We start from the raw sequence: 22,503 nt of genomic DNA, 5'->3' as shown, positions 1-22,503 counted from the left end.
CACTTATCTATGCTAATTAGGATGTAAGTATGAAAGAAGTCGCTTTTCGATGGATCGATAAATACCTTATACATTTAAAAATTACAGAAAAATTTTACTTACTTTTTCTTCTTCCGTTTGCCGCTATTATCTTTGTTAGTGCTATTTTAGTTGATGCCGCCTCTCAACAACGCTTAGAAATAACACAGCAACAACTAAAACTGACCGCTAACATCCTCCAACAACAAAATATCTCTTCTACGGATGCTGCAATTTTACTGCAAAATAGCGCAATAAAAGTGACAAATTCATCATCAGATTCTGTATTAGTGAGTGGCCAAAATTATAGTTTACAAGCTGTCACACAGACTGGATTATTTGATTATTTATCAACAACACAATTAGTTATAACTGGTATTCTACTCGTTATTATTCTTGCTTCTGTGTACTACATCATGACCTTCATTGGCGGTGCGATGTTTAATATGCAAAAAGCACTACAAAGTTTAGCCGACGGCGATCTAACGAACCGATTAAATTTCTTTCCTGTTCGAGATGAATTTAGCCTGATTGCTATCACAATTGATAAAGTCGCAGAACGTGAACAACAGTTAGTACTCGCAACGCAACAAGCTGTAGCGCTTATGCAACAAATAAGTGTCGATTTACATCGTCGCAGTGATAACAGTGGTGATTTATCACAATCTCAACAAAGCCATTTAGATTCACTCGCAAGTGCGACTGAAGAAATGGCAAGCTCAATTCGTGAGGTTGCCACCCATGCCCACGAAACATCACTGCAAACTCAAGAAGCACAATCGGTGAGTGAAAATGGTCGTGTAAAAGTAAGCGAAACAAAAAATGCCATTTCGATTCTTTCTAATGAAATTAATTCCGCCGCTCAAGCAGTATCTGCGTTAGATAGCAATGCGGCAAAAATTGATGACGTTGTCACAACCATTAATGGTATTTCAGAACAAACTAACCTGCTTGCACTAAACGCAGCAATTGAAGCGGCACGTGCGGGTGAACAAGGGCGTGGTTTTGCTGTAGTTGCAGATGAAGTACGTACCCTTGCTGGGCGCACCCAAAGTGCTACTGTTGAAATTCAGCAAATGATTGAGTCACTACAACAAAATAGCCAACAGCTCATTGCAGTTATGAAAAATACCGTTGATAACGCTATTAACAGTGAACAATTAATGGATTCTGTTGATAGCGAAATTGGCCAAATTAACGAACGTAACCAAGGGATCTCTGATCGTAGTTCTGAAATTGCAGCGGCTGCTGAACAACAAGGGGCTGTTGCTGAAAATATAGCGAGCAGCGTAGAACAAGTTCGTACCCAATCCAGTCAGATAGCACAGATGATCAGTGAATCTAGTAATGAGATTGAACAACTGAGCCAGCAAGCACAAACCCTTGAACAGTTAATGAGTGGTTTAAAAGCCTCATAACCAGTTCCATTGCTTAAATCATCTTTTATGCCGCTATCTTGTTTGTATCCGATAAGATAGCGGCTTTTTCATTTGATTTTATATGCCTAGAGAAAGATAATACGCCCCCACTCGAATTCCATACTGGGCATGTTCATGACAGCTTCTATTTATTTGGTAAAAGGCCGCGAAAAATCACTACGTCGTCGCCACCCTTGGGTTTTCTCTCGCGGTATTGATCGCATTGAAGGTAAACCAGGCTTAGGCGAAACCGTCGATATTTACGACAACAAAGGCGAATGGTTAGCAAAAGGCGCTTATTCACCACAATCACAAATTCGCGTTCGCGTATGGAGTTTTGAGAAAAACGAAAATATCGACGTTAACTTCTTTATTAAACGTCTAAACCAAGCACAAGGTTTGCGCGATATTTTAGCTCAGCGTGATGGCTTAACAGGTTATCGTTTAATTGCAGCAGAATCTGATGGCCTACCGGGCATTACGATTGACCGTTACCAAAACTTTTTAGTTTGTCAGTTACTCAGTGCTGGTGCTGAAGCACAACGTGATGTGCTGATTGAAGCGCTTCAACACTGCTACCCAGAATGCAGCATCTACGAACGTTCTGATGTTTCTGTGCGTAAAAAAGAAGGCTTGAAACAACGTACAGGCGTTCTTCATGGTGAAGAGCCACCTAAATTTGTAATGATTGAAGAAAACGGCGTTAAAATTAACGTTGATATTGTTGGTGGTCATAAAACAGGTTTCTATCTTGACCAACGTGACAGCCGTGAAGCTTCTGTTAAATACGTTAACGGCAAACGTGTACTTAACTGTTTCTGCTACACCGGTGGTTTCGGTCTTTATGCACTGAAAGGTGGCGCTAAAGAAGTGGTTAACGTTGATGTCTCTCAACACGCGCTTGATACTGCATTACAAAATGCACAAGACAACGGCTTCCCTGTTGAAAATGCACAATTCTTAAATGCTGATGTATTTAAATTACTACGTGAGTACCGTGATCGTGGCGAGTTATTTGATGTTGTGATTATGGATCCACCAAAGTTTGCTGAATCTAAATCTCAGCTTGTTGGTGCATGCCGTGGTTACAAAGATATCAATATGCTAGCAATGCAAATTCTTAAACCTGGTGGTACGTTACTGACTTACTCTTGCTCAGGTTTAATGGATAACGGATTATTCCAAAAAATCATTGCAGATGCGGCACTTGATGCTAAACGTGAAGTTCAATTTATTGAGCGTTTTAGCCAAGCAGCGGATCACCCATTAGATAGCGCCTACCCTGAGGGTTTCTACCTAAAAGGATTTGCGTGTTACGTTAAGTAATCATCAAATTAGCTTTAATTAGTGCCTAATGTAACGAAAGCCCAATGAGCATAATTCATTGGGCTTTTTATTTTCTAACTGTTTATATGCTTAATTACAAATAGACATTATTTGTCATTGGTATTAATAAAAGAATACAATAAGAAAATACCAATAGCGTATTTTGCTATCAACAAATACAAGGAATTAACATGAAATTACGTACAGCACTTTTAACCTTAGCCGTTTGTGGTGTGAGCTTCTCTTCTTTTGCTAACGTTTCGCTTACACTACCCGACTCAGCTGATCTTGTGCTTGTTAATGGTACAAAAGCGCAAGGTAATGATCCACTGTCATTAAAAAATGGTGATAATCAAATCGCTTTTCGCTACGAAACTAACTACCGTGAAAACGGTGATACTCACCTATTCAAATCTGAAGTTGTGATTGTCACATTCGATGGCACAAACGCAAACTACACATTAAATCTGCCTAAAATTCATAGTCAATATGAAGCCAAGGCATTTAACAAGCAGCCAAATGTTGTGATTACAGACAAGCAAAAGAATGATATCGCCATTAAGCAGGATGTATTAATCAAAAATGGTGTTCAAATTGGACGAGATTTTCAGCAAGAAATAGCTAAGTATAATTTAAGCAACGCACCTGCTGCTCTAACCACTGCAATTTCAGTTTCTGTACCTCAAGTACAACAAATTGCCGTCGAAAAAAGTGGAAAAGTCGATCAAGCCTACGTAACCAAGATGCTAAATTACTGGTACAAAAAAGCAGACAAGGCAACACAAGAACAATTCAAATCTGCTATTAACAAATAAGTAATTTATAAAATTGATTTTAATCAATAGGATAGCTTACAACTTGTAGCTATCCTACATATTGCATTATAAAACACAGCGTAAAAAAAGAATTCACCCACCACTCATCCGACCACAATAAAGCCCTAAATACTGTTGAAGACTTGCTTTTAATTCAATAAAAGCAATTTTATTTACATTTTATTTACATCTTTCCGAGAGCATGTCTGAAGATCAGTACATCCCATCGTGCAAATTTAGCTGTCAGCATTATAGTTTTTTTACGGCACTCAAAAAGATTCACATAAGAATAACGGACAAACTGAGTGTTGCTTATTTTACTGAAACTAAAAGGATACCTAATGGATAATGGTAAACATGGAACGATGAGGAAAGGGATTTTCACTCTTAGTACTCTAACTATGTCATGCTTATTTGCATTCAACGCACAAGCTGCTGTTGATTGTACTGACCTTACAGAATGGAAAAGTGACAGCGTTTATACTGGCGGCGATCAAGTCCAACAAGCGGGTGTTGCTTATAAAGCTAATTACTGGACACAGAATAACTCACCGAAAGATAACAACGGTCCGTATTCACAATGGGTTCAACTCGATCTTTGTTCTGGTGGCGAGCCACCTATCGACCCACCAGTTGATCCAGTTGAAAATGCGGCACCTACAGCAAGTCTTACTGCACCAACAGCGACAACTGCTATCACAACGGGTGAAACTGTTCTCATCAAAGCAAATGCAACCGACACTGACGGTACTATTGCTAAAGTTGACTTCCTAGTCGACGGACAAGTTGTTGGTTCAACAACAACAGCACCATACGAGTTTGCATGGACAGCAACAGAAGGTGTACATAGCCTTTCAGCGATGGCTTACGATGATAAGAATGCAGCAAGTAGCCAAGCAAGTGTTAGCGTCGATGTCGCACCTGAAGGACCAGTTAACGAAGCGCCTACCGTTTCTGTTGCTGTTTCAGCGACAAGTGTTGAGTTAGGCGAAGTTGTTACTATTACTGCTGACGCAGCAGATACTGATGGTACAGTAGAAAAAGTTGATTTCTACGTAAATGGCGCACTGGTTGGCACCGCAGCTACAGCCCCTTATGCTCTTGAATACACAACGGTTCAAGCAGGCAATGCAAAAATCTTTGCTCGTGCAACTGATGACCAAAACAAAACATCTGATTCAGCCGTAAGTTCTGTTGCAGTTAATGGCGCTGTTGTATCAAATGGTTGTCGTCCTGACGGTTTATACCAAACTGAAGGTGTAAATGTTCCTTACTGTTCTATCTATGATGAAGATGGCCGTGAAATGATGGGTGCTGATCACCCTCGTCGTGTTATTGGTTACTTCACAAGCTGGCGTGCAGGCGATGATCCTCAAAGCAGCTACTTAGTTAACGATATCCCATGGGAACAGTTAACACACATTAACTACGCATTCGTAAGTATTGGTGCTGACGGCAAAGTTAATATCGGTGATACATCAGATCCAAGTAATGCCGCTGTAGGTATGGAATGGGATGGTGTTGAAATTGACCCAGCACTTGGCTTTAAAGGTCACTTCGGTGCACTTGCAACAGCAAAAGCGAAACACGATGTTAAAACATTAATCTCTATCGGTGGTTGGGCTGAAACAGGTGGTCACTTTGGTACTGATGGTGGTCGAGCACCAGATGGTGGCTTCTACACTATGACGACAAATGATGATGGTTCTATTAACCATGCAGGCATTGAGAAATTCGCCACATCTGCCGTTGAAATGCTACGTAAGTACAAGTTCGATGGTCTAGATATTGATTACGAATACCCAACGTCTATGGCAGGTGCGGGTAACCCATACGATAAAGAGTTCATGGAACCACGTCGTCCATACCTATGGGCTTCTTACCAAGAACTGATGAAAGTACTTCGTGAAAAACTGGATGTTGCTTCTGCAGAAGATGGCATTCACTACATGCTTACAATTGCTGCACCATCATCTGGTTACCTACTACGTGGTATGGAAACATTTGATGTAACGAAATACTTAGATTATGTAAACATCATGTCTTACGACCTACACGGTGCTTGGAATGACCACGTTGGTCATAATGCTGCGCTATTTGATACAGGTAAAGATTCAGAGTTAGCACAGTGGAACGTATACGGCACTGCAGCATACGGTGGTATTGGTTACCTTAATACTGACTGGGCTTACCACTACTTCCGTGGTTCAATGCCTGCTGGTCGTATCAATATCGGTGTTCCATACTACACCCGTGGTTGGCAAGATGTTAAAGGTGGTGATAACGGTCTATGGGGCCGTGCAGCACTACCTAACCAGTCTGAGTGTCAGGCAGGTACTGGTGAGGGCGAGAAGAACAACTGTGGTTACGGTGCTATCGGTATCGACAACATGTGGCACGATCTTGACCCAGATGGTAAAGAAATGGGTGCAGGTTCTAACCCTATGTGGCATGCGAAAAACCTTGAGCAAGGTATCTTCGGTTCGTACACAGCCGCTTATGGCTTAGATCCTGTTAATGATCCACAAGATAAACTTGTTGGTTCGTACACCCGTAATTACGATGATGTCGCTGTTGCACCATGGTTATGGAATGCAGAGAAGAGCGTATTTATCTCAACAGAAGATAAAGCATCTGTTGGTGTGAAAGCTGACTACGTAATCGATAAAGAAATCGGTGGTATCATGTTCTGGGAGCTTGCTGGCGACTACAACTGTTACTTATTCGATGCAAACGGTAAGCGTACTAACACTATTGACGCAACTGAAAAGGCATGTGCTTCTGGTAACGGTGAGTACCACATGGGTAATGCTATGACGAAAGCTATCTACGATAAGTTTAAGTCAGCAACTCCATACGGTAATACAATCGCAACAGGTGCAATCCCAACTCAAGCAATTGATATTGCTGTTAACGTTAGCGGCTTCAAAGTTGGTGACCAAAACTACCCTATCAACCCAACTGTAACCTTTACCAATAACACAGGAACTGATTTACCGGGTGGAACTGAATTCCAGTTTGATATTCCAGTATCTGCACCAGATAACGCGAAAGATCAATCTGGTGGTGGCCTGAAAGTTATCTCTTCTGGCCATACTCGTGGTGATAACATTGGTGGCCTAGACGGAACAATGCACCGTGTTGCCTTTACTCTGCCTAAGTGGAAAACACTACCAGCAGGTGAAAGCTACGAGTTAGACTTTATTTACTACCTACCTATCTCAGGTCCTGCTAACTACTCAGTGAATGTTGATGGTAATGAGTATGCGTTTAAGTTTGAGCAACCAAACCTACCTATCGGTGATTTAAATGCCGGTGGTGGTAATAACGGTGGCGGCGATTCGGGTGGTAATAATGGCAACTGTGATTCAGATGGCCTAACGACTTACCCTAACTGGCCTCAGACTGATTGGCAAGGTACACCAACTCATGCCGGTAGCGGCGATGAAATCATCCATGATGGTGCTGTGTACAAAGCTAACTGGTGGACATCATCAGTACCTGGAAGTGACGGTAGTTGGACGAAAGTTTGTAACATCTAAATCAACCTCTAATTAAAGCCCTAAAAGCAGGTAGTTCACTACCTGCTTTTTTATTCACTAAAATCTAGAAAAATAGGCATTTAGACAGATACAATCGTTTACATGGTTATTTTTCGCACGAAAATTCATTTTTTCTAAAAAAAATATTTATTTTTACCTTAGTGAATATAAGCATATTTTTAATTTTTTAAAACAAGTGCTTAGTAACCTATCAACGACTAAATGTCAAAATTACACATTCCAGATAAAACTGATATCTATAAATATAATTAAATGCTGTTCTTTTTTATAACTCTCTGTTATTTAATATTTAAGTTTCATTATTTATAAAATAAACAGCACCCACACTATCCCTACTAGACATAGCTTTACATTCACACTACCTATTAATTCGCTATTTTTATGCTAAAGTTCAACCCTCCAAGCATCCCCGTAAGCATTGTTCGATGGTAGTACTGACTTAATGAAAAAAGCGATATGTCTAATAATTCTGATCATGTGTTCTTTGTCATTTCAGACTTCAGCACATGCTCTCCATACTGAAAGAAAGAATACTGATATCGTTGTAGATTATGTTTACCAAAAAGCACATTTGAAAAACAAAATTAACTACGACGTATTTAAACAAGCCTTTATTGCGTATAACAAAACCAAAGGCAAAAAAAAGTCGTTACTAACAATCATTGATTATAGTAAACCTTCGACACAAAAAAGATTTTATGTAATTGATTTAAAACAAAACAAATTACTTTACAAAACATACGTATCACATGGTATGAATAGCGGCCTGCTTAAAGCCGATGAGTTTTCTAATAAAGTAAATTCGCACAAGACATCACTGGGTACATTTTTAACCGAATCGACTTATATAGGCGGAAATGGTTATTCTCTTAAACTAAATGGTTTAACCCGTGGTAAAAATGACAATGCACTTAAACGCTATATTGTTATTCATGGCGCAAAATATGTTTCTGAAAAATTTATTAAACGTAATGGCTATTTAGGTCGTAGTTGGGGCTGTCCTGCACTACCTGAGGCAATTGCAAAGAAAATTATTGATACTATCAAAGGCGGTAGTGTTATTTTTGCTTACGCTTAATTTCTTCATTAAAACAGGCTGTTAGTATTTAGCTAAAATAAGTTAAATGTTAACAGCTTTTTTATACTTCTCTTTTCAATCAATTTTTTTATTTCCTATAACCCATCCGTTAAGTTGTTATTTACTTTGTAATGTTAGAATTGTTTTAATTTTCGGGGTTTATAATGAAAAAAGCACTTGTTATTATTGATTTTATTAATGATATTGTTGATCTTAACGGAAAAATCCCTAGTTGTGCTCAACAAGCTATTGATAATAATACAATTGAAAATGCAAACCGCTCAATTCTATGGGCACAGAGTCAACACATTCCTTGTATTTATATCAAAGTAGGCTTTCATAATAATTATCTCGATCTCCCCCAACACTCTCCAATGTTTGGTAAAGCACAATCTATCAACGCATTAAATCTGAACGAGTGGGGAACACAATTTCATCAAAATCTACTTATTGGAAAAGAAGATATTGTGATCACTAAACCAAGAGTCAATCCTTTCCATAACACACAATTAGATAGCGTATTAAGTGCAAATAAAATTACTGATATTTATTTTTGTGGGGTAAGTACAACATGGGCTATTCAATCAGCAGCTCGAGATGCCCATGATAGAGATTATCGAGTACATATCATTGCTGATGCTTGTACAGCAGCAACAGAAGAAGAACACAATACCTCAATCACAACATTGTCTCGTATAGCAACAATACACCAATCGACGGATGTAAAATAAAGGGAAATGAGTTTCAAACTTATAGAATGGTTAAAGTAAATAAACCGCATAATCATATTAATATCAACAAGAGATTATGCGGTTCTATTATGATTTAGATATCATCTTCCCAAGGCATCTCAGGAAGCGCTGCTAAGTTTTCGCTATAACGCTTGAGATCAAATTTACCGTCGTTTTTCATAACATCGAAAACTTCAATAGATAATGCGCACGCCATCATTTGAATTGCTTCATCTCGTGGTGTACCAGTCATCACAAGACGCATCAGCGTTTCTTTAACAACTAACGGTTCGCCGTCAGCAAGTTGATTTTCAACCGTCTCAACAAGCATATCGCCTGTCATGATATCTTCGTTTTCCATTTTTTATATTAGCCTATCTAAAATTTGGATATATTCTAGCTTAACTTGTCAGGTAATAGCTAACCTTGACCTGTAAGCTAAGTAATATGCCTAATCATTCACCTTAAGCAATGATAACAGCACAGGTGTTGCCTCTTTCATTGATGTAAACGAATGCTGAGCGTGGGCGGATAATTTCATATCATGACTATTTACAAAAACCGCATGAATATTAGCACTCAGTGCAGACATTAACCCAGTACGGCTATCTTCTACTGCAACGGCCTTTTCAGGCAGAACGTGCATTGTTTTACAGGCTTGTAAATATACATCTGGTGCAGGCTTATTATTCGCTACTTCATAGCCACTAAATACATGATCAAAGAGTGAGAGCCAGCCATGTTGCGCTAGAACACCTTGCACGTAATCTTTTGGAGCTCCGGTGACGACAGCCATCGGCACTTTCCCCGATAAGGTTTTTAGCAATTCATCCACGCCAGGCATCGGTGGTATGCCATTTTCAATGATCATCGTCTCTGTTAATGCTTCCATCTCTTCAATCATTACCATTTCCGTAACTGGTATATTGTATTGAGAGATAAAGTGCTCTGCAATCTGAGGCCAAGTAACACCAGCGTACTGAGACATGAACGTATCAGTACTTAATTCAACGCCATGGCTAGCTAAATACTGACTCCAATTCACAGCATGAAAGCGTTCAGAGTCAACGAGTGTCCCATCAAAATCAAAAAAAATCGTTTGCATGTACTACCTGAAAAATACGAATAACTCTTACTTTTATAGCACGACTATGATTATCCATATAGCTTGGTAATTAAACATATGCAGGGATCGTACAAATTTCATTCTGTTCAAGTAATCTCATTGCCTGTTTAAATTCAACGGCAGGACTAAAATGGAAACCTTGAATATAGTGGCAGCCCATTTTAGATAAAATTCGGACTTGAGCTTCAGATTCAACACCTTCAGCAACAACATCTAGATTTAGTTTTCGGCTCATATCCATAACGAGAGAAACTAAAATTTGGCTTTCAACACTATGTTCTATATCAATAATGAAACTTCTATCAATTTTAATAACATTTGGTTTATTAGCGATAATAGCGGACATTGAGGAATAACCTGTGCCAAAATCATCAATCGCAATAGATATCCCTTTTTGAGAAAATTCAGATAATAGTTCCAAAATATTATTACCTTCATCTAATGCTGCTGATTCGGTTATTTCAATCATGATTTTATCAAACGGTAAGTTATATCGTTCAATAATATCGTAGATATATTTTTGATCACAGCTTGAGAACTCACGAACAGAACGATTTATCGATATACAAATGTCAGTAAAACCTTGTTGACGAATATCTGCAAGATCACGACACGATTTATCAAAAACTATTTTTCCTAACTCACCAATCAGGCCATATTTCTCTGCCATTTTAATAAAAATAACAGGTGATATATATCCTTCTTCTTCATCAAACCAACGCGTTAAAGCTTCAAATTTACATACTTTACCTGTCTCGATATCAATAATTGGCTGATAATAAACTTGTATTTTATTTTCTGAAATGGCTTTAATAAGACGATCTTTCAATCTTAATTGACGTAGATATTCAGCTTGTAATTTTCCATCATAAATAGAAATACCATTTCGCCCCTTACGCTTTTGTTCATACATTGCATAATCAGCATTCTTTAATAGATCTAGATGCGTCAAACCACTTTCTGGATATGTAGAAATACCAATACTAATTGTAATATCCAATTTAATTGTATCGATATAAATAGGTTTAAGTAATGCAACCATTAAATTTTCAGCATATTTTTTGGCTTCAAAAGATGATGACCCTTTAAGTAAAATAGCAAATTCATCACCACCGTATCGACAGACTAAAGTGTCATCATCACAATATTTTAATAATGTTGCAGCGATATTTTTTAGTAGTTTGTCACCTACACTATGACCATATAAATCATTGATTGCTTTAAAGTCATCCAGATCAATAAACAGAATAGAAAACTCCTGATAACAACTAGCGTCTGTTTTGTTGTCATTAACAAATACGACCTCTTTTTCTACCATTTCACTAAAGCAACGACGATTCATAAGCGTAGTTAACGCATCATTATTCGCATAAAAACGTAGTTTTCTTTCTGTTTGCTGACGTAGACTAACATCATGAAAAACACCAACATAGTTAACAACTTCGTGGTTATCATCTTCAATTTTATTAATTGACATTTCTTCAGGATATACATGACCATTTTTACGGCGATTATATAACTGTCCTTTCCATTGGCCGGTATTTTCGACACTGTGCCACATGTTTTCATAAAATGATTTATCATGCATACCAGACGATAATATACTTGGATTTTTTCCAACTACGTCATCTTTTTTATACCCAGTCACTTCTTCAAATGACTTATTTACCGTAACAATATTATTGCAGCTATCAGTGATGACAATACATTCAGAAGTATTATCAAAGACAGTTTTCGCTAAATTCAACTGCTGAATAGTTGATATCGAATCCGTAATATCAGTTAATACTCCAGCTATTTTTTTATTTTTCCCAAAAGTATCAGCGTCAACAACACGTCCTTCACACTTAAACCAACATTCAGATAAATCATCATTAACTAAATAAGGATTTTTTCTAAATTCAAAACTAAATGACTGAGAAGTATTATCTTTAATATTTTTAAAAGCTTTTATTACAGCTTTTCTTTCATCTTTATGAACAATAGATATCCACTCATGAAAAGTATTAACTTTAGCACTATCGACTTTTAATAAATCCCATATTTTAGGTGATGTTATTTTCTTATCACTTAAAAAATGATATTCCCACACACCCTCTATTATTGCATTATAAGTAACATGTAATTTATTTGATGTTTTCGATAGCTCAGATGATAAATGATAAAATTCAGTTATATCTTGAACTATACCGCGTACTAGAATCGTATTTCCGTTATCATCTTTAAATATTGTCGATTCATTTCTAATATATTTAATTTTACCAGTAGGCAGTAGTATACGATATATTATATTGTAGCTTGAATGTGATGATTCTATAATATTATCCATAAAGTGGATAACGCGTTCTCTATCTTCAGGATGAATGTATTCTTGAACTAATTTCAAACTTGGTGCTAACTGATGATCTATTTCATATATACGATATACTTCTTGGCTCCAAGTAATTGTATTTGTCTGTACATACCATTGCCAGTTACCTAACTTTGCAACACGTTGAGATGACTCCATCTCACTTAACAACAACTTTTGCTCTGCTAACAATGCTAAGTACTGAAGCTCTGAACCTAATTGATGACCAATACCCTCGCACCAATCAAATTGTGCAGGTACTAAAGTAATAGGCTGATCAAACAAGCAAACGAGAATACCTATCACATCATCATGTTGTGAAAAAATAGGAATACCTAAATAAGCTTCAAAACCATACTCAACCAGTAGTTTATCTTTAGGATAAATAAGATGCGCTTGAGAGCTCAACAAGTATATGGCACCACTTTCTAACACTTTACGACATGGTATGTCATCTAGCATATAGCTAATATTACTGACTTTTTTATTACCATTGATGTAATAAGCTAATGACGTTGCTTGTGTACCAGTCTTATTAAAATAGGCTATATAAAAATGATCTGGCTTTAATTCATCATGTACCAATTGCATGGTGTTACAGATAAAATCTTTACCATATTGATTTCGTTTTAATGCTTTTAGTCCAGTAACCATTAAATATTCTAACCTAGCTGATCTGAGTGGCGGTATTCTTATAAGGTATGACCCTTGAATATACAGTATCATTTTATTGGAAAGAAGTTTCTAGACATAGATGCCTAGTTTTATTACACCTACTTTGATTTAAATCAGATTACATATTACCTTTAAAATAAAAATATGAAATCAAGCTCACTTATGTTCAGTTTAAACTTCGGAATATAAGATATCTGTTTATATAAAACATAACGCATTATTTATATAAATATCTTACTTTTAGTAATCATATGGTTAGTCAATATGTGTCTATAATCTAAATAATTTTAGTTCGTATATTGCATTCTTATATTACATATAGGATTTATAACGTATTGAAAATAATAAAAAAGGAGCGCTTAAACTCCCTTTTATCATTAATTAACGTGAAATATCTAATTGATTTCCAGTAACACCGTTCGTGCGAAACCAGCCAGCGATACTAAATCGACGCTGTGTTGCTGGCAGCACTTCATGAGGGAACATTTCAGATAAGAACACAACTAAACGCCCCGCTTTTGGATCTAATGTTGCTAATTCATTATCGTCTAAATCATACATTTTTAGACGACCACCATGTTCTGGTTGCCAATCATCGTTAAGGTAAAATACCGTAGTTAATTTACGATTTTCTTGACCACGAAAACAATCTAAATGCTTTTGGTAGAAATCACCTTGCTCATATTTGGCAAAATGTGCTTCATATTCAAATAAGCCAAGAAAAAAGTGACGATTTACCTCTAAACGAATTTCATTCATACGTTTTAAAAAGTTAGCAACAGGCTCTCCCATTTCAGCCGAGAGCCATTGAATTTTATCACTTCGAATAGATTTTTGGGTGGTGTATTCATCATTTCGGCCAATGCCCGCTTGACTCCAATCATCGGGAATACAAGCTTTAAGTGCTTTAACCTCATCCTGAGCTAAAAAGTCATCCCAGACAAACCAACCTTGCGTGAATAAAGCATCAATAAGTTTGTCGTAATTCATATTCGTTCCAATCGAAATAAAAAACGTTTTATATCGCCTGTTGATGTTTAGAACAAATCATAAAATTTATTCTCAAATGCAATTTTTCTACTTGTGATGTTTTGTTACACCATTAATAAAAAACAATATTTCTAACTAAAATAAATGGTATTGTGTTTGTTGGTTTTTGCTTAATGCATCAATCGAATCTACCCCATGGAAATGCTCAATCCATGCAATATTACTTCTCGGAAACTCTATTTTAATGGCTTTTTTAATGTATTTTTTCAATGTGCTAGACTCAGATATAATATTCTGATCAATGTAGCCAAACTGCTTAAATACATAATCTGTTGATGACTGTTTCAATACTTTAAAACCACGATCCTTTTTAAAGGTCAGGACTTCAAATGCATCACCAATCTGCATCGACTTTAAAAAACGTTCACAACCTGATTCAACCTGAGAAATATGTAACTTTGACATCGCAATCCCTTAATCAAGTAAATCTGTTTTCGCTATCAGCTTACAAAAATGTGCTTTAATGAGTACCTCACTAATAAAAATCACTGTCAGCACTTTATCCTTAACTGTAAACGCGACCCTAAATGCTACATCTGATTTCACAATAATCTTATATTCTAAAACTCGTAATTTAGAAAAAAAAGCGTGAGGCACAGATTTAATTTTACCATTATGTAACGTTAATAAGATCGGTAATCGTTCACGAAGATCACACATAATCGCTTCTTCATAACAAGCATGTTGATGAAAAAACTTACGTAAGTGTCGGTTGTTATCTATACAAATATTCATGCTTCTTTCTTTTTATATAATAATTAAAAAGCATACGCTGCAGACTAATAGTTAGAAATATAAATATTTTTAAGGGAGGGTTAAGTGATAATTAATCTCTAGATCCTCAATGATAGCCCTGTTTATAGGGCGTACCATTAAGTTATCATTTTTACTCTACGTTATTTAACTGTGACACGCAGATTATTTTTATTATCTCTATTTTGTCGAATATGCTCATCACTTTGAACAATATTCTCTTGCTTAGCTAGACGATCATATAGCACAACATTTACTGAGGCGGCTAAATTCATACACCCAACAGTAGGTACATAAACAACATGATCGGCTTTATCTGCAACATCTTGTGCAATTGAGCCATCTTCAGGGCCAAAGATGTAAATCGCTTTTTCTGGATGCGTAAAATGAGGAAGCAATGTTGCGCCTTCTGCAAAATCGACACACACAACTTTCATATCTTCGGGTAGATCATCAAGCATTGATTCTACGCCAGTCAAAGGGATTGACTGCAACATTTGTTTCGTATCAGTTTGAAACTTTGCCGCTTTATCATAACGAGTTCCTGTATATATAACTGCATCCGCCTGATAACACCCAGCAGCTCTAAGTACCGCTCCAACATTTGTAGGGCTTTTAGGATTGCTCAATCCAATAATGACTGACGTATCTTTCATTTTTTCTTTGTACCTTTATTACCTTAACAGCTTAAATTAAATTCATTAGTTAATAAAAAAGCCGTAAAAAACTAATTTTACGGCTTAAAAAGGGATAAGAATAGTGGTTATTTACCTAAGCAAGTATCTCCTGCTCTTGCTGGAGCAATTGTCTTTAATACAGCATTTAATTGTTTCCAATCATTTGCCATTTTATCCGCTTGCTTCTGAGTCAATACTGTTCCATTGGCCTTAATGCGATCGTCTTCAACTTTTGTATAATGGAAAATAGTCATATCCACTTCTGGATCAGCTTTGTAAGCATTCTCCATATTTACAACATTCTTTTCACTATCATCCACAAAGATGATCTCATCATATTTTTGATTTGTTTTATCAAGAATATATTTAAGCATCGTGCCTTTATTCATACCTGTTGTCATCATAATGCCATTGATATAGCTAAGAGGACGGTCGAGCTTATCAATATAAACAGGCGTTTTATCTGCCCCTTTTTCTTTCAAAGGAGAAATAGTCATATCATAGTGGTTACGATACATCTCTCTTTCAGTAGCATAACGATAATTAGGCGAGCGGGATGTTAGTGCAATGACTGTTAGACCATTATCTTGCCAACCTCGAACAGTTGAAGGTACCTTCTCTTCAATAGTTTTCATAGGCATAAGTTCGTATAGCATACCGATTGAATCTTCAAAAAGACAATGAACTTTCTCGCCCTTAGTTGGTTTTACATCAAGTTTTCCTCTTTGCCATTGGTACCATATATCACCACCAATATCAGAGGTTGACGTCAACAACGTATTATCAATATCGATAACAATAAGGGGGTTTTCTCCTTTCGACGTGAGCTCATCTACCTTAACAGCAACATCTTGGAATTTGTCTGTATCTTTTACGACTACATCAGCAAATGTATTTGTTGAAAAAGAAAATACGCATAGAGCAGCTAACGTTTTTAGATTCATTATCTTTCCTTAATTGATACTTCAAATAGTATGAAATACTAACAAGACCAACCACTGATCTTGAACAATTCAACATATGAAAATTTAAGGGCAGAATTATCGTTAATTTTTTATCAACTAAATACCTAACAGATCACACATATATATATACATATATTGCATTTCTTTTACATATGAGATTAATATCACTTTTATAGCAAATTTTTCATTTTTATCGGATATTATTTTACAATCAAGAATGCTTATATTTGCCTAGTTTTAAACCATAAGTGATATTATATTCCGTTGAAATAACTATATTTAGAAAGTTCAATATATAAAAAAGGGCTGTAATAAATTAAAAAAGGATAAATGACGCCCAGAATGATCCAAACGTCTTTATTTGATTCGTAAGAAATATTTTAAGTCGTTAGTCTATTTCTTCCTGTTCAGCAATACGAGCACGACGTAATGCTGCTTCTTCCATCACAGCATTAATTTCCGCCATCACGCTATCAATATCTGCGTCGGCATCGCTTTCAACATAAAGACCAGTTAGTTCAGTTTCTGGCTTTAATGTTCCAGCTTCAAATAATGCCCACATTTCTTTTGCGTATTGTGTATCAAGCAACTCAGGTACATATTGACCATAATAGTTAGCCATATTTTTAACATCACGCTCAAGCATCCATTTGGCGTTGTTATTGGCTGAAGCATCTACTGCTTGCGGCAAATCGATAATAACAGGCCCATTGGCATCCACTAACACATTAAACTCTGATAAATCACCATGAATAAGACCGATGCATAGCATACGTTTAACATAGTTAATCATTAGCTCATGGTGGTGTAGTGCCTGATCTTTAGTTAGCGTGATATCGTTGAGTCGAGGTGCAACATTGCCATTTGCATCGGTGATCAACTCCATCAATAATACGCCATCAAAACAGCCATAAGGAACAGGAGCCCTTATATCGGCTTTAGCTAACAATGATAGTGCGTCAACTTCAGCCTGCTGCCACACTTTTTCCTGTTCATCACGGCCAAACTTAGAACCTTTTTCCATCGCTCGTGCACGACGGCTATTACGTACCTTCCGCCCTTCTCGATATGAGACAGCTTTTTTAAAGCTACGTTGATCTATTTCTTTGTAAACTTTAGCGCAACAGATTTTTCCACCACTGCGAACAACATATACGGAAGCTTCTTTGCCACTCATCAATTGTGATAAAACATCATCAATAAGGCCATCCTCTACAAGAGGTTGTAATCGTGGGGGTATCTTCATTGCACCTACATAAATTAATTACAAAACAAACTTTAAATTTATCGCATTATCACTTGCTTTGAGTTTTTAACAAGTATTGAAATCAATTTATTCTTAATCTCTTCAAAAAGATTAGATTTATCAGTATGCCCTTATCGTGTTTCAGAACGATGTTAGTTCACTTTTTAATGAATAAACACTAAATGAGATAACATAACGATAAACTCGTGAAAACAGACTACGTAATTTAATGCAGCACCACCCTATCAACCATATCACTACAATATCCCCTTGCAGTATCAGATGTGGACATTTAAACGTCTTAACAAGCTTTAGACTATGTTGGAATTTGCTATCAATTTTCAACACGACCGGATATGAGCTGGAGCGGCAGTTTTACAAAATAGTTTTAACGGAATGGGACAGGACGTTGACCTGAAAAAGACAGGGCTAAGTTTTTTGATTAGACTAGAAACAACAAAGCCCCAGCATGAGCTGAGGCTTTATTGTTTGTAATGGTGCCCGAGGACGGACTTGAACCGTCACTCCCGAAGGAAACGGATTTTGAATCCGTCGTGTATACCAATTTCACCACTCGGGCTTATATTTTAGAGAATGGAGGCGCGTCCCGGAGTCGAACCGAGGTCCACGGATTTGCAATCCGCTGCATAGCCACTCTGCCAACGCGCCATTTTACTTCTCAATTAGATGGTGCCCCGGGCCGGACTTGAACCGGCACAGCGCGAACGCCGAGGGATTTTAAATCCCTTGTGTCTACCAATTCCACCACCAGGGCACGCAATTTCTTGCGATGGTTAGACACCATCTGTGATTACCGCTTTCGCCATAATCTTTAATTTGGAGCGACACACGAGGTTCGAACTCGTGACCTCAACCTTGGCAAGGTTGCGCTCTACCAGCTGAGCTAGTGTCGCATAGATTCTCATAAGAGAATGGAGGCGCGTCCCGGAGTTGAACCGAGGTCCACGGATTTGCAATCCGCTGCATAGCCACTCTGCCAACGCGCCATTTTTACTTCTCAAATTAGATGGTGCCCCGGGCCGGACTTGAACCGGCACAGCGCGAACGCCGAGGGATTTTAAATCCCTTGTGTCTACCAATTCCACCACCAGGGCACGCAATTTCTTGCGATGGTTAGACACCATCTGTGATTACCGCTTTCGCCATAATCTTTAATTTGGAGCGACACATCGGGTTCGAACCGATGACCTCAACCTTGGCAAGGTTGCGCTCTACCAGCTGAGCTAGTGTCGCATATATTCTCACAAGAGAATGGAGGCGCGTCCCGGAGTCGAACCGAGGTCCACGGATTTGCAATCCGCTGCATAGCCACTCTGCCAACGCGCCATTTTTACTTCTCAATTAGATGGTGCCCCGGGCCGGACTTGAACCGGCACAGCGCGAACGCCGAGGGATTTTAAATCCCTTGTGTCTACCAATTCCACCACCAGGGCACGCAATTTCTTGCGATGGTTAGACACCATCTGTGATTACCGCTTTCGCCATAATCTTTAATTTGGAGCGACACATCGGGTTCGAACCGATGACCTCAACCTTGGCAAGGTTGCGCTCTACCAGCTGAGCTAGTGTCGCATAGATTCTCATAAGAGAATGGAGGCGCGTCCCGGAGTCGAACCGAGGTCCACGGATTTGCAATCCGCTGCATAGCCACTCTGCCAACGCGCCATTTTACTTCTCAATTAGATGGTGCCCCGGGCCGGACTTGAACCGGCACAGCGCGAACGCCGAGGGATTTTAAATCCCTTGTGTCTACCAATTCCACCACCGGGGCACGCAATTTCTTGCGATGGTTAGACACCATCTGTGATTACCGCTTTCGCCATAATCTTTAATTTGGAGCGACACACGAGGTTCGAACTCGTGACCTCAACCTTGGCAAGGTTGCGCTCTACCAGCTGAGCTAGTGTCGCATAGATTCTCATAAGATAATGGAGGCGCGTCCCGGAGTCGAACCGAGGTCCACGGATTTGCAATCCGCTGCATAGCCACTCTGCCAACGCGCCAACGTTGTTTCTGAAGAAGTTAACTTTTTCAGAATCTTTTGTCCTTTGCGAGTCACCCCGCTGCGGTACGTGGTGTAATTTACTGATTTTACAGAATCAGTCAACGAAAAATTATGACTTTTTATTTAATTGGTCATTTTCCATTACATCGACCTATATTTCAGCCCGTAAATGATCAAAAACCAGACAATCTTTAATTGTTAACTTTTTCTCATTTACGAAATTGAAAAACGCGACAATGAAGACTCAAAGTCTTGATAAGTGAATTCGTTTAATTTTTCCACGCCACCATCGATTCTACGGCAATAAATACTAGGCATTCTTAAGCCATTAAACCAATTAAGCTTCACCATGGTATATCCCGCACTATCTGCTATGTGTAATTTCTGTCCAATAACTAATGGCTGTTCAAAGTTAGCTACGCAGAATTGGTCGCCCGCTAAACAAGAACAACTACCAATCACGTATTGATAACTCCCCTTTTCAGAAGCTTCACTAATTGTGGCGGGCTCATTATAAATTAATGTATCGAGTCGATGCGCTTCTGTCGCACTATCTACAATTGCCGTTTTCATTTCATTTTCAACAATATCAACCACCGTCACGACTAAATCTGCCGTTTGAGTAATAATGGCTTCGCCTGGTTCTAGATATAATTGGACATTAAATCGTGAAGCAAATGCTTTTAATGCAATAGATAACTTTTCTAACTCGTAATCAGGCCAAGTGAAGAAAACACCGCCACCTAAACTCACCCAATCAAGCTTTTCCAAATAACGCCCAAAACGTTCTGATATAGAATCTAATAACGCAATAAACGCATCCGCACTTTTATTTTCACAGTTCATATGAAACATCGCGCCATCAAGATCATCAAACAATCCATCTGTTAATAGGTTTTCTTGAACTCCTAAACGCGAATACTGACGAGCAGGATCAGCTAAATCTTGCCCTGCACAACTTATCCCCGGATTTAAACGTAGGCCAACTGACGCCTTGCCGTCAGCCAAATGGCGATGGGCTTGCAATTGAGAAACGGAGTTAAAAATAATTTTATTACAGTGCTCTAGTACCTCTTCTACATCTTCTTGGCTATATCCAACGCTATAAGCATGAGTTTCACCACCAAATTTTTCAGCACCTAACCTGACTTCAAATGGTCCGCTACTGGTTGTACCGTCAAGATAAGGCTTCATGACATCAAACACACCCCATGTTGAAAAACACTTCAACGCGAGTACCAGTTTTACACCAGACAATTGTTTTAACTTTTTGGCTTGCTCTAAATTATCGATCAGCTTCTGCTCATCAATCATGAAGTAAGGCGTTTTCAAGATGGTTTTCTCTTCTTTTTATGTAGAAATAAGAAAGCGAGCTTGGATCATCATACAAGCTCGCTTCAATAGGATTATCTTATTTTAAAATTTGAATATCAGGCTGACCGACGGGCAATTCTTGTACATGCCAATCTAAACCAATAGTTGGCATTGTCGCTAAGAATGGGTCTGGATCTAGCTGCTCCATATTGAACACACCTTTATCCGCCCATTTACCATTAAAGAACTGTAATGCGGCAGTAATAGCAGGAACACCTGTTGTGTATGAAATTGCTTGATGCTCTACATCTTCATACGCCACTTCATGATCAGCATTGTTATAGATAAACACACTGCGTTCTTTGCCTTCTTTCTTGCCTTGGACCCATGTGCCTATACAGGTTTTTCCTGTGTAACCCGGCGCTAATGATGTCGGATCAGGCAATAACGCTTTTAAAACATGAAGAGGTTGTACAACAGTGCCATCATGCAGCGTTAGTGGATCTGGACTTAATAAGCCAATATCACGCATACAATTGAAATAATTTAGGTATTTATCACCAAAGCCCATCCAAAATTCAATACGCTTTGCCGGAATAAATTCCTGCATTGAACGCACTTCATCATGCGCCATAGAATAAACTTTATGTTTTCCCACCAGCGGGAAATCAAATTCAAGCATACGGCTATGGCAGCCCACTTGTTTCCACTCACCATTTTCCCAATAGAAAGAATCGCCTTGGATTTCTAACATATTGGTTTCTGGATCAAAGTTAGTCGCAAACTTCTTACCGTGATCGCCTGCATTGACATCCATTACATCAATGGAGTCGATTTCATCAAACAAATGCTTTACTGCATACGCTGCAAAAACACTCACTACACCAGGATCAAAACCCGCGCCTAAAATACCTGTAATACCTGCTTGCTTAAATTTCTCACGGTAACCCCATTGCCAATCATAAGCTTGAGGCACTTGTTGACCTTCAGAGCATAAATCAACAGCAACAGAGGTATCGAGATATGAAACTTTCGCTTGATAGCACGCTTCCATTATCGACATATTAACCCACGGAGGCCCTGCATTAATAACCAAATCAGGTTTCACGTCTTCAATTAAAGCAACTAATGCATCAACATCGTCTGCATTGACAGCACGTGCTTGAATTGTTTTTGTCGGGTCTTTTAAATTATTTTTCTTATCAATCGAGCTAATGATCTTTTCACATTTGCCAATTGTACGAGAAGCTAATGTAATATCGCCAAGTACGTCATTATTTTGCGCCGCTTTATGTGCGACAACCCAGCCAACACCACCAGCACCAATTTGTAAAATAGCCATTATTTATTTCCTTCTAAATTCATTTATCTG

At 38.1% G+C, this 22,503-nt stretch carries 17 protein-coding genes and 14 tRNA genes; 6 read left to right on the top strand and 25 right to left on the bottom strand.

Features of this window, described 5'->3' with window-relative positions; translation table 11 throughout:
- Positions 1-29: 29 nt before the first annotated feature.
- The 6 genes from BTO08_RS04185 (at position 30) to BTO08_RS04160 (ending at position 8,949) form a co-directional block, all read left to right on the top strand.
- Entirely contained in the window at positions 30-1,436 is a 1,407-nt protein-coding gene (locus BTO08_RS04185; RefSeq protein WP_105060010.1) for a methyl-accepting chemotaxis protein, read from the top strand.
- 135 nt (positions 1,437-1,571) lie between these two features.
- The gene (locus BTO08_RS04180; RefSeq protein WP_105060009.1) at positions 1,572-2,762 is read left to right on the top strand and encodes a class I SAM-dependent methyltransferase; all 1,191 of its coding nucleotides are present in this window, start codon (positions 1,572-1,574) and stop codon (positions 2,760-2,762) included.
- A 191-nt stretch (positions 2,763-2,953) separates the two neighbouring features.
- Entirely contained in the window at positions 2,954-3,577 is a 624-nt protein-coding gene (locus BTO08_RS04175) for a YccT family protein (RefSeq protein ID WP_105060008.1), read from the top strand.
- A gap of 341 nt (positions 3,578-3,918) precedes the next feature.
- Complete coding sequence (locus tag BTO08_RS04170) at positions 3,919-7,119, top strand: chitinase C-terminal domain-containing protein (protein WP_105060007.1); 3,201 nt, start codon at positions 3,919-3,921, stop codon at positions 7,117-7,119.
- A gap of 463 nt (positions 7,120-7,582) precedes the next feature.
- Entirely contained in the window at positions 7,583-8,218 is a 636-nt protein-coding gene (locus BTO08_RS04165; protein ID WP_173425650.1) for a murein L,D-transpeptidase catalytic domain family protein, read from the top strand.
- Positions 8,219-8,382: 164 nt separating this feature from the next.
- On the top strand, positions 8,383-8,949 hold the full coding sequence (locus BTO08_RS04160) for an isochorismatase family cysteine hydrolase (protein WP_105060006.1): 567 nt from the start codon (positions 8,383-8,385) through the stop codon (positions 8,947-8,949).
- Between the two features lie 94 nt (positions 8,950-9,043).
- On the opposite strand, the gene BTO08_RS04155 is transcribed toward BTO08_RS04160, so the two are convergent.
- The 25 genes from BTO08_RS04155 to BTO08_RS04035 form a co-directional block, all read right to left on the bottom strand.
- Positions 9,044-9,310 carry a hypothetical protein gene (locus tag BTO08_RS04155; RefSeq protein ID WP_005368348.1) on the bottom strand — a complete coding sequence of 89 codons (267 nt, stop codon included), beginning with the start codon at positions 9,308-9,310 and terminating at the stop codon, positions 9,044-9,046.
- 90 nt (positions 9,311-9,400) lie between these two features.
- A complete protein-coding gene (locus BTO08_RS04150; protein ID WP_105060005.1) occupies positions 9,401-10,054 on the bottom strand; it encodes an HAD family hydrolase in 654 nt (217 codons plus the stop codon).
- 70 nt (positions 10,055-10,124) lie between these two features.
- Positions 10,125-13,079 (bottom strand): bifunctional diguanylate cyclase/phosphodiesterase, encoded by a 2,955-nt coding sequence (locus BTO08_RS04145; RefSeq protein ID WP_198038408.1) that lies wholly within the window; start codon positions 13,077-13,079, stop codon positions 10,125-10,127.
- 402 nt (positions 13,080-13,481) lie between these two features.
- Entirely contained in the window at positions 13,482-14,090 is a 609-nt protein-coding gene (locus tag BTO08_RS04140; RefSeq protein WP_005368352.1) for a 2OG-Fe(II) oxygenase, read from the bottom strand.
- A gap of 135 nt (positions 14,091-14,225) precedes the next feature.
- Positions 14,226-14,555: a hypothetical protein gene (locus BTO08_RS04135; RefSeq protein WP_105060003.1), complete on the bottom strand. Its 330-nt coding sequence runs from the start codon at positions 14,553-14,555 to the stop codon at positions 14,226-14,228.
- A 9-nt stretch (positions 14,556-14,564) separates the two neighbouring features.
- Positions 14,565-14,885 (bottom strand): hypothetical protein, encoded by a 321-nt coding sequence (locus BTO08_RS04130; protein WP_105060002.1) that lies wholly within the window; start codon positions 14,883-14,885, stop codon positions 14,565-14,567.
- A 161-nt stretch (positions 14,886-15,046) separates the two neighbouring features.
- Positions 15,047-15,559 carry an RNA methyltransferase gene (locus BTO08_RS04125; RefSeq protein ID WP_105060001.1) on the bottom strand — a complete coding sequence of 171 codons (513 nt, stop codon included), beginning with the start codon at positions 15,557-15,559 and terminating at the stop codon, positions 15,047-15,049.
- Positions 15,560-15,666: 107 nt separating this feature from the next.
- Positions 15,667-16,524, bottom strand: coding sequence for a DUF2608 domain-containing protein (locus BTO08_RS04120; protein WP_105060000.1), 858 nt, complete (start codon positions 16,522-16,524; stop codon positions 15,667-15,669).
- A 409-nt stretch (positions 16,525-16,933) separates the two neighbouring features.
- Positions 16,934-17,791 (bottom strand): PA4780 family RIO1-like protein kinase, encoded by an 858-nt coding sequence (locus BTO08_RS04115; protein ID WP_105059999.1) that lies wholly within the window; start codon positions 17,789-17,791, stop codon positions 16,934-16,936.
- Positions 17,792-18,286: 495 nt separating this feature from the next.
- Positions 18,287-18,371 (bottom strand) — tRNA-Leu (locus BTO08_RS04110).
- Positions 18,372-18,386: 15 nt separating this feature from the next.
- Positions 18,387-18,460: transfer RNA gene (locus BTO08_RS04105), tRNA-Cys, on the bottom strand.
- Positions 18,461-18,479: 19 nt separating this feature from the next.
- Positions 18,480-18,566: transfer RNA gene (locus tag BTO08_RS04100), tRNA-Leu, on the bottom strand.
- Between the two features lie 63 nt (positions 18,567-18,629).
- Positions 18,630-18,705 (bottom strand) — tRNA-Gly (locus BTO08_RS04095).
- A 19-nt stretch (positions 18,706-18,724) separates the two neighbouring features.
- A tRNA-Cys gene (locus BTO08_RS04090) sits at positions 18,725-18,798 on the bottom strand.
- A gap of 21 nt (positions 18,799-18,819) precedes the next feature.
- Positions 18,820-18,906 (bottom strand) — tRNA-Leu (locus tag BTO08_RS04085).
- Positions 18,907-18,969: 63 nt separating this feature from the next.
- Positions 18,970-19,045: transfer RNA gene (locus tag BTO08_RS04080), tRNA-Gly, on the bottom strand.
- Positions 19,046-19,064: 19 nt separating this feature from the next.
- Positions 19,065-19,138: transfer RNA gene (locus BTO08_RS04075), tRNA-Cys, on the bottom strand.
- Positions 19,139-19,158: 20 nt separating this feature from the next.
- Positions 19,159-19,245 (bottom strand) — tRNA-Leu (locus BTO08_RS04070).
- 63 nt (positions 19,246-19,308) lie between these two features.
- Positions 19,309-19,384, bottom strand: a tRNA-Gly gene (locus BTO08_RS04065).
- A 19-nt stretch (positions 19,385-19,403) separates the two neighbouring features.
- Positions 19,404-19,477: transfer RNA gene (locus BTO08_RS04060), tRNA-Cys, on the bottom strand.
- Positions 19,478-19,496: 19 nt separating this feature from the next.
- Positions 19,497-19,583, bottom strand: a tRNA-Leu gene (locus tag BTO08_RS04055).
- A 63-nt stretch (positions 19,584-19,646) separates the two neighbouring features.
- Positions 19,647-19,722, bottom strand: a tRNA-Gly gene (locus tag BTO08_RS04050).
- Positions 19,723-19,741: 19 nt separating this feature from the next.
- Positions 19,742-19,815: transfer RNA gene (locus tag BTO08_RS04045), tRNA-Cys, on the bottom strand.
- A 215-nt stretch (positions 19,816-20,030) separates the two neighbouring features.
- Complete coding sequence (gene nspC, locus BTO08_RS04040) at positions 20,031-21,149, bottom strand: carboxynorspermidine decarboxylase (protein WP_277949255.1); 1,119 nt, start codon at positions 21,147-21,149, stop codon at positions 20,031-20,033.
- A 79-nt stretch (positions 21,150-21,228) separates the two neighbouring features.
- A complete protein-coding gene (locus tag BTO08_RS04035; protein WP_105059997.1) occupies positions 21,229-22,473 on the bottom strand; it encodes a carboxynorspermidine synthase in 1,245 nt (414 codons plus the stop codon).
- Between the last annotated feature and the right edge of the window lie 30 nt (positions 22,474-22,503).

It is taken from the genome of Photobacterium angustum, from assembly GCF_002954615.1.
Taxonomy (GTDB): Bacteria; Pseudomonadota; Gammaproteobacteria; order Enterobacterales; family Vibrionaceae; genus Photobacterium; species Photobacterium angustum_A.
This window is presented reverse-complemented; position numbering and strand designations above follow the sequence as displayed.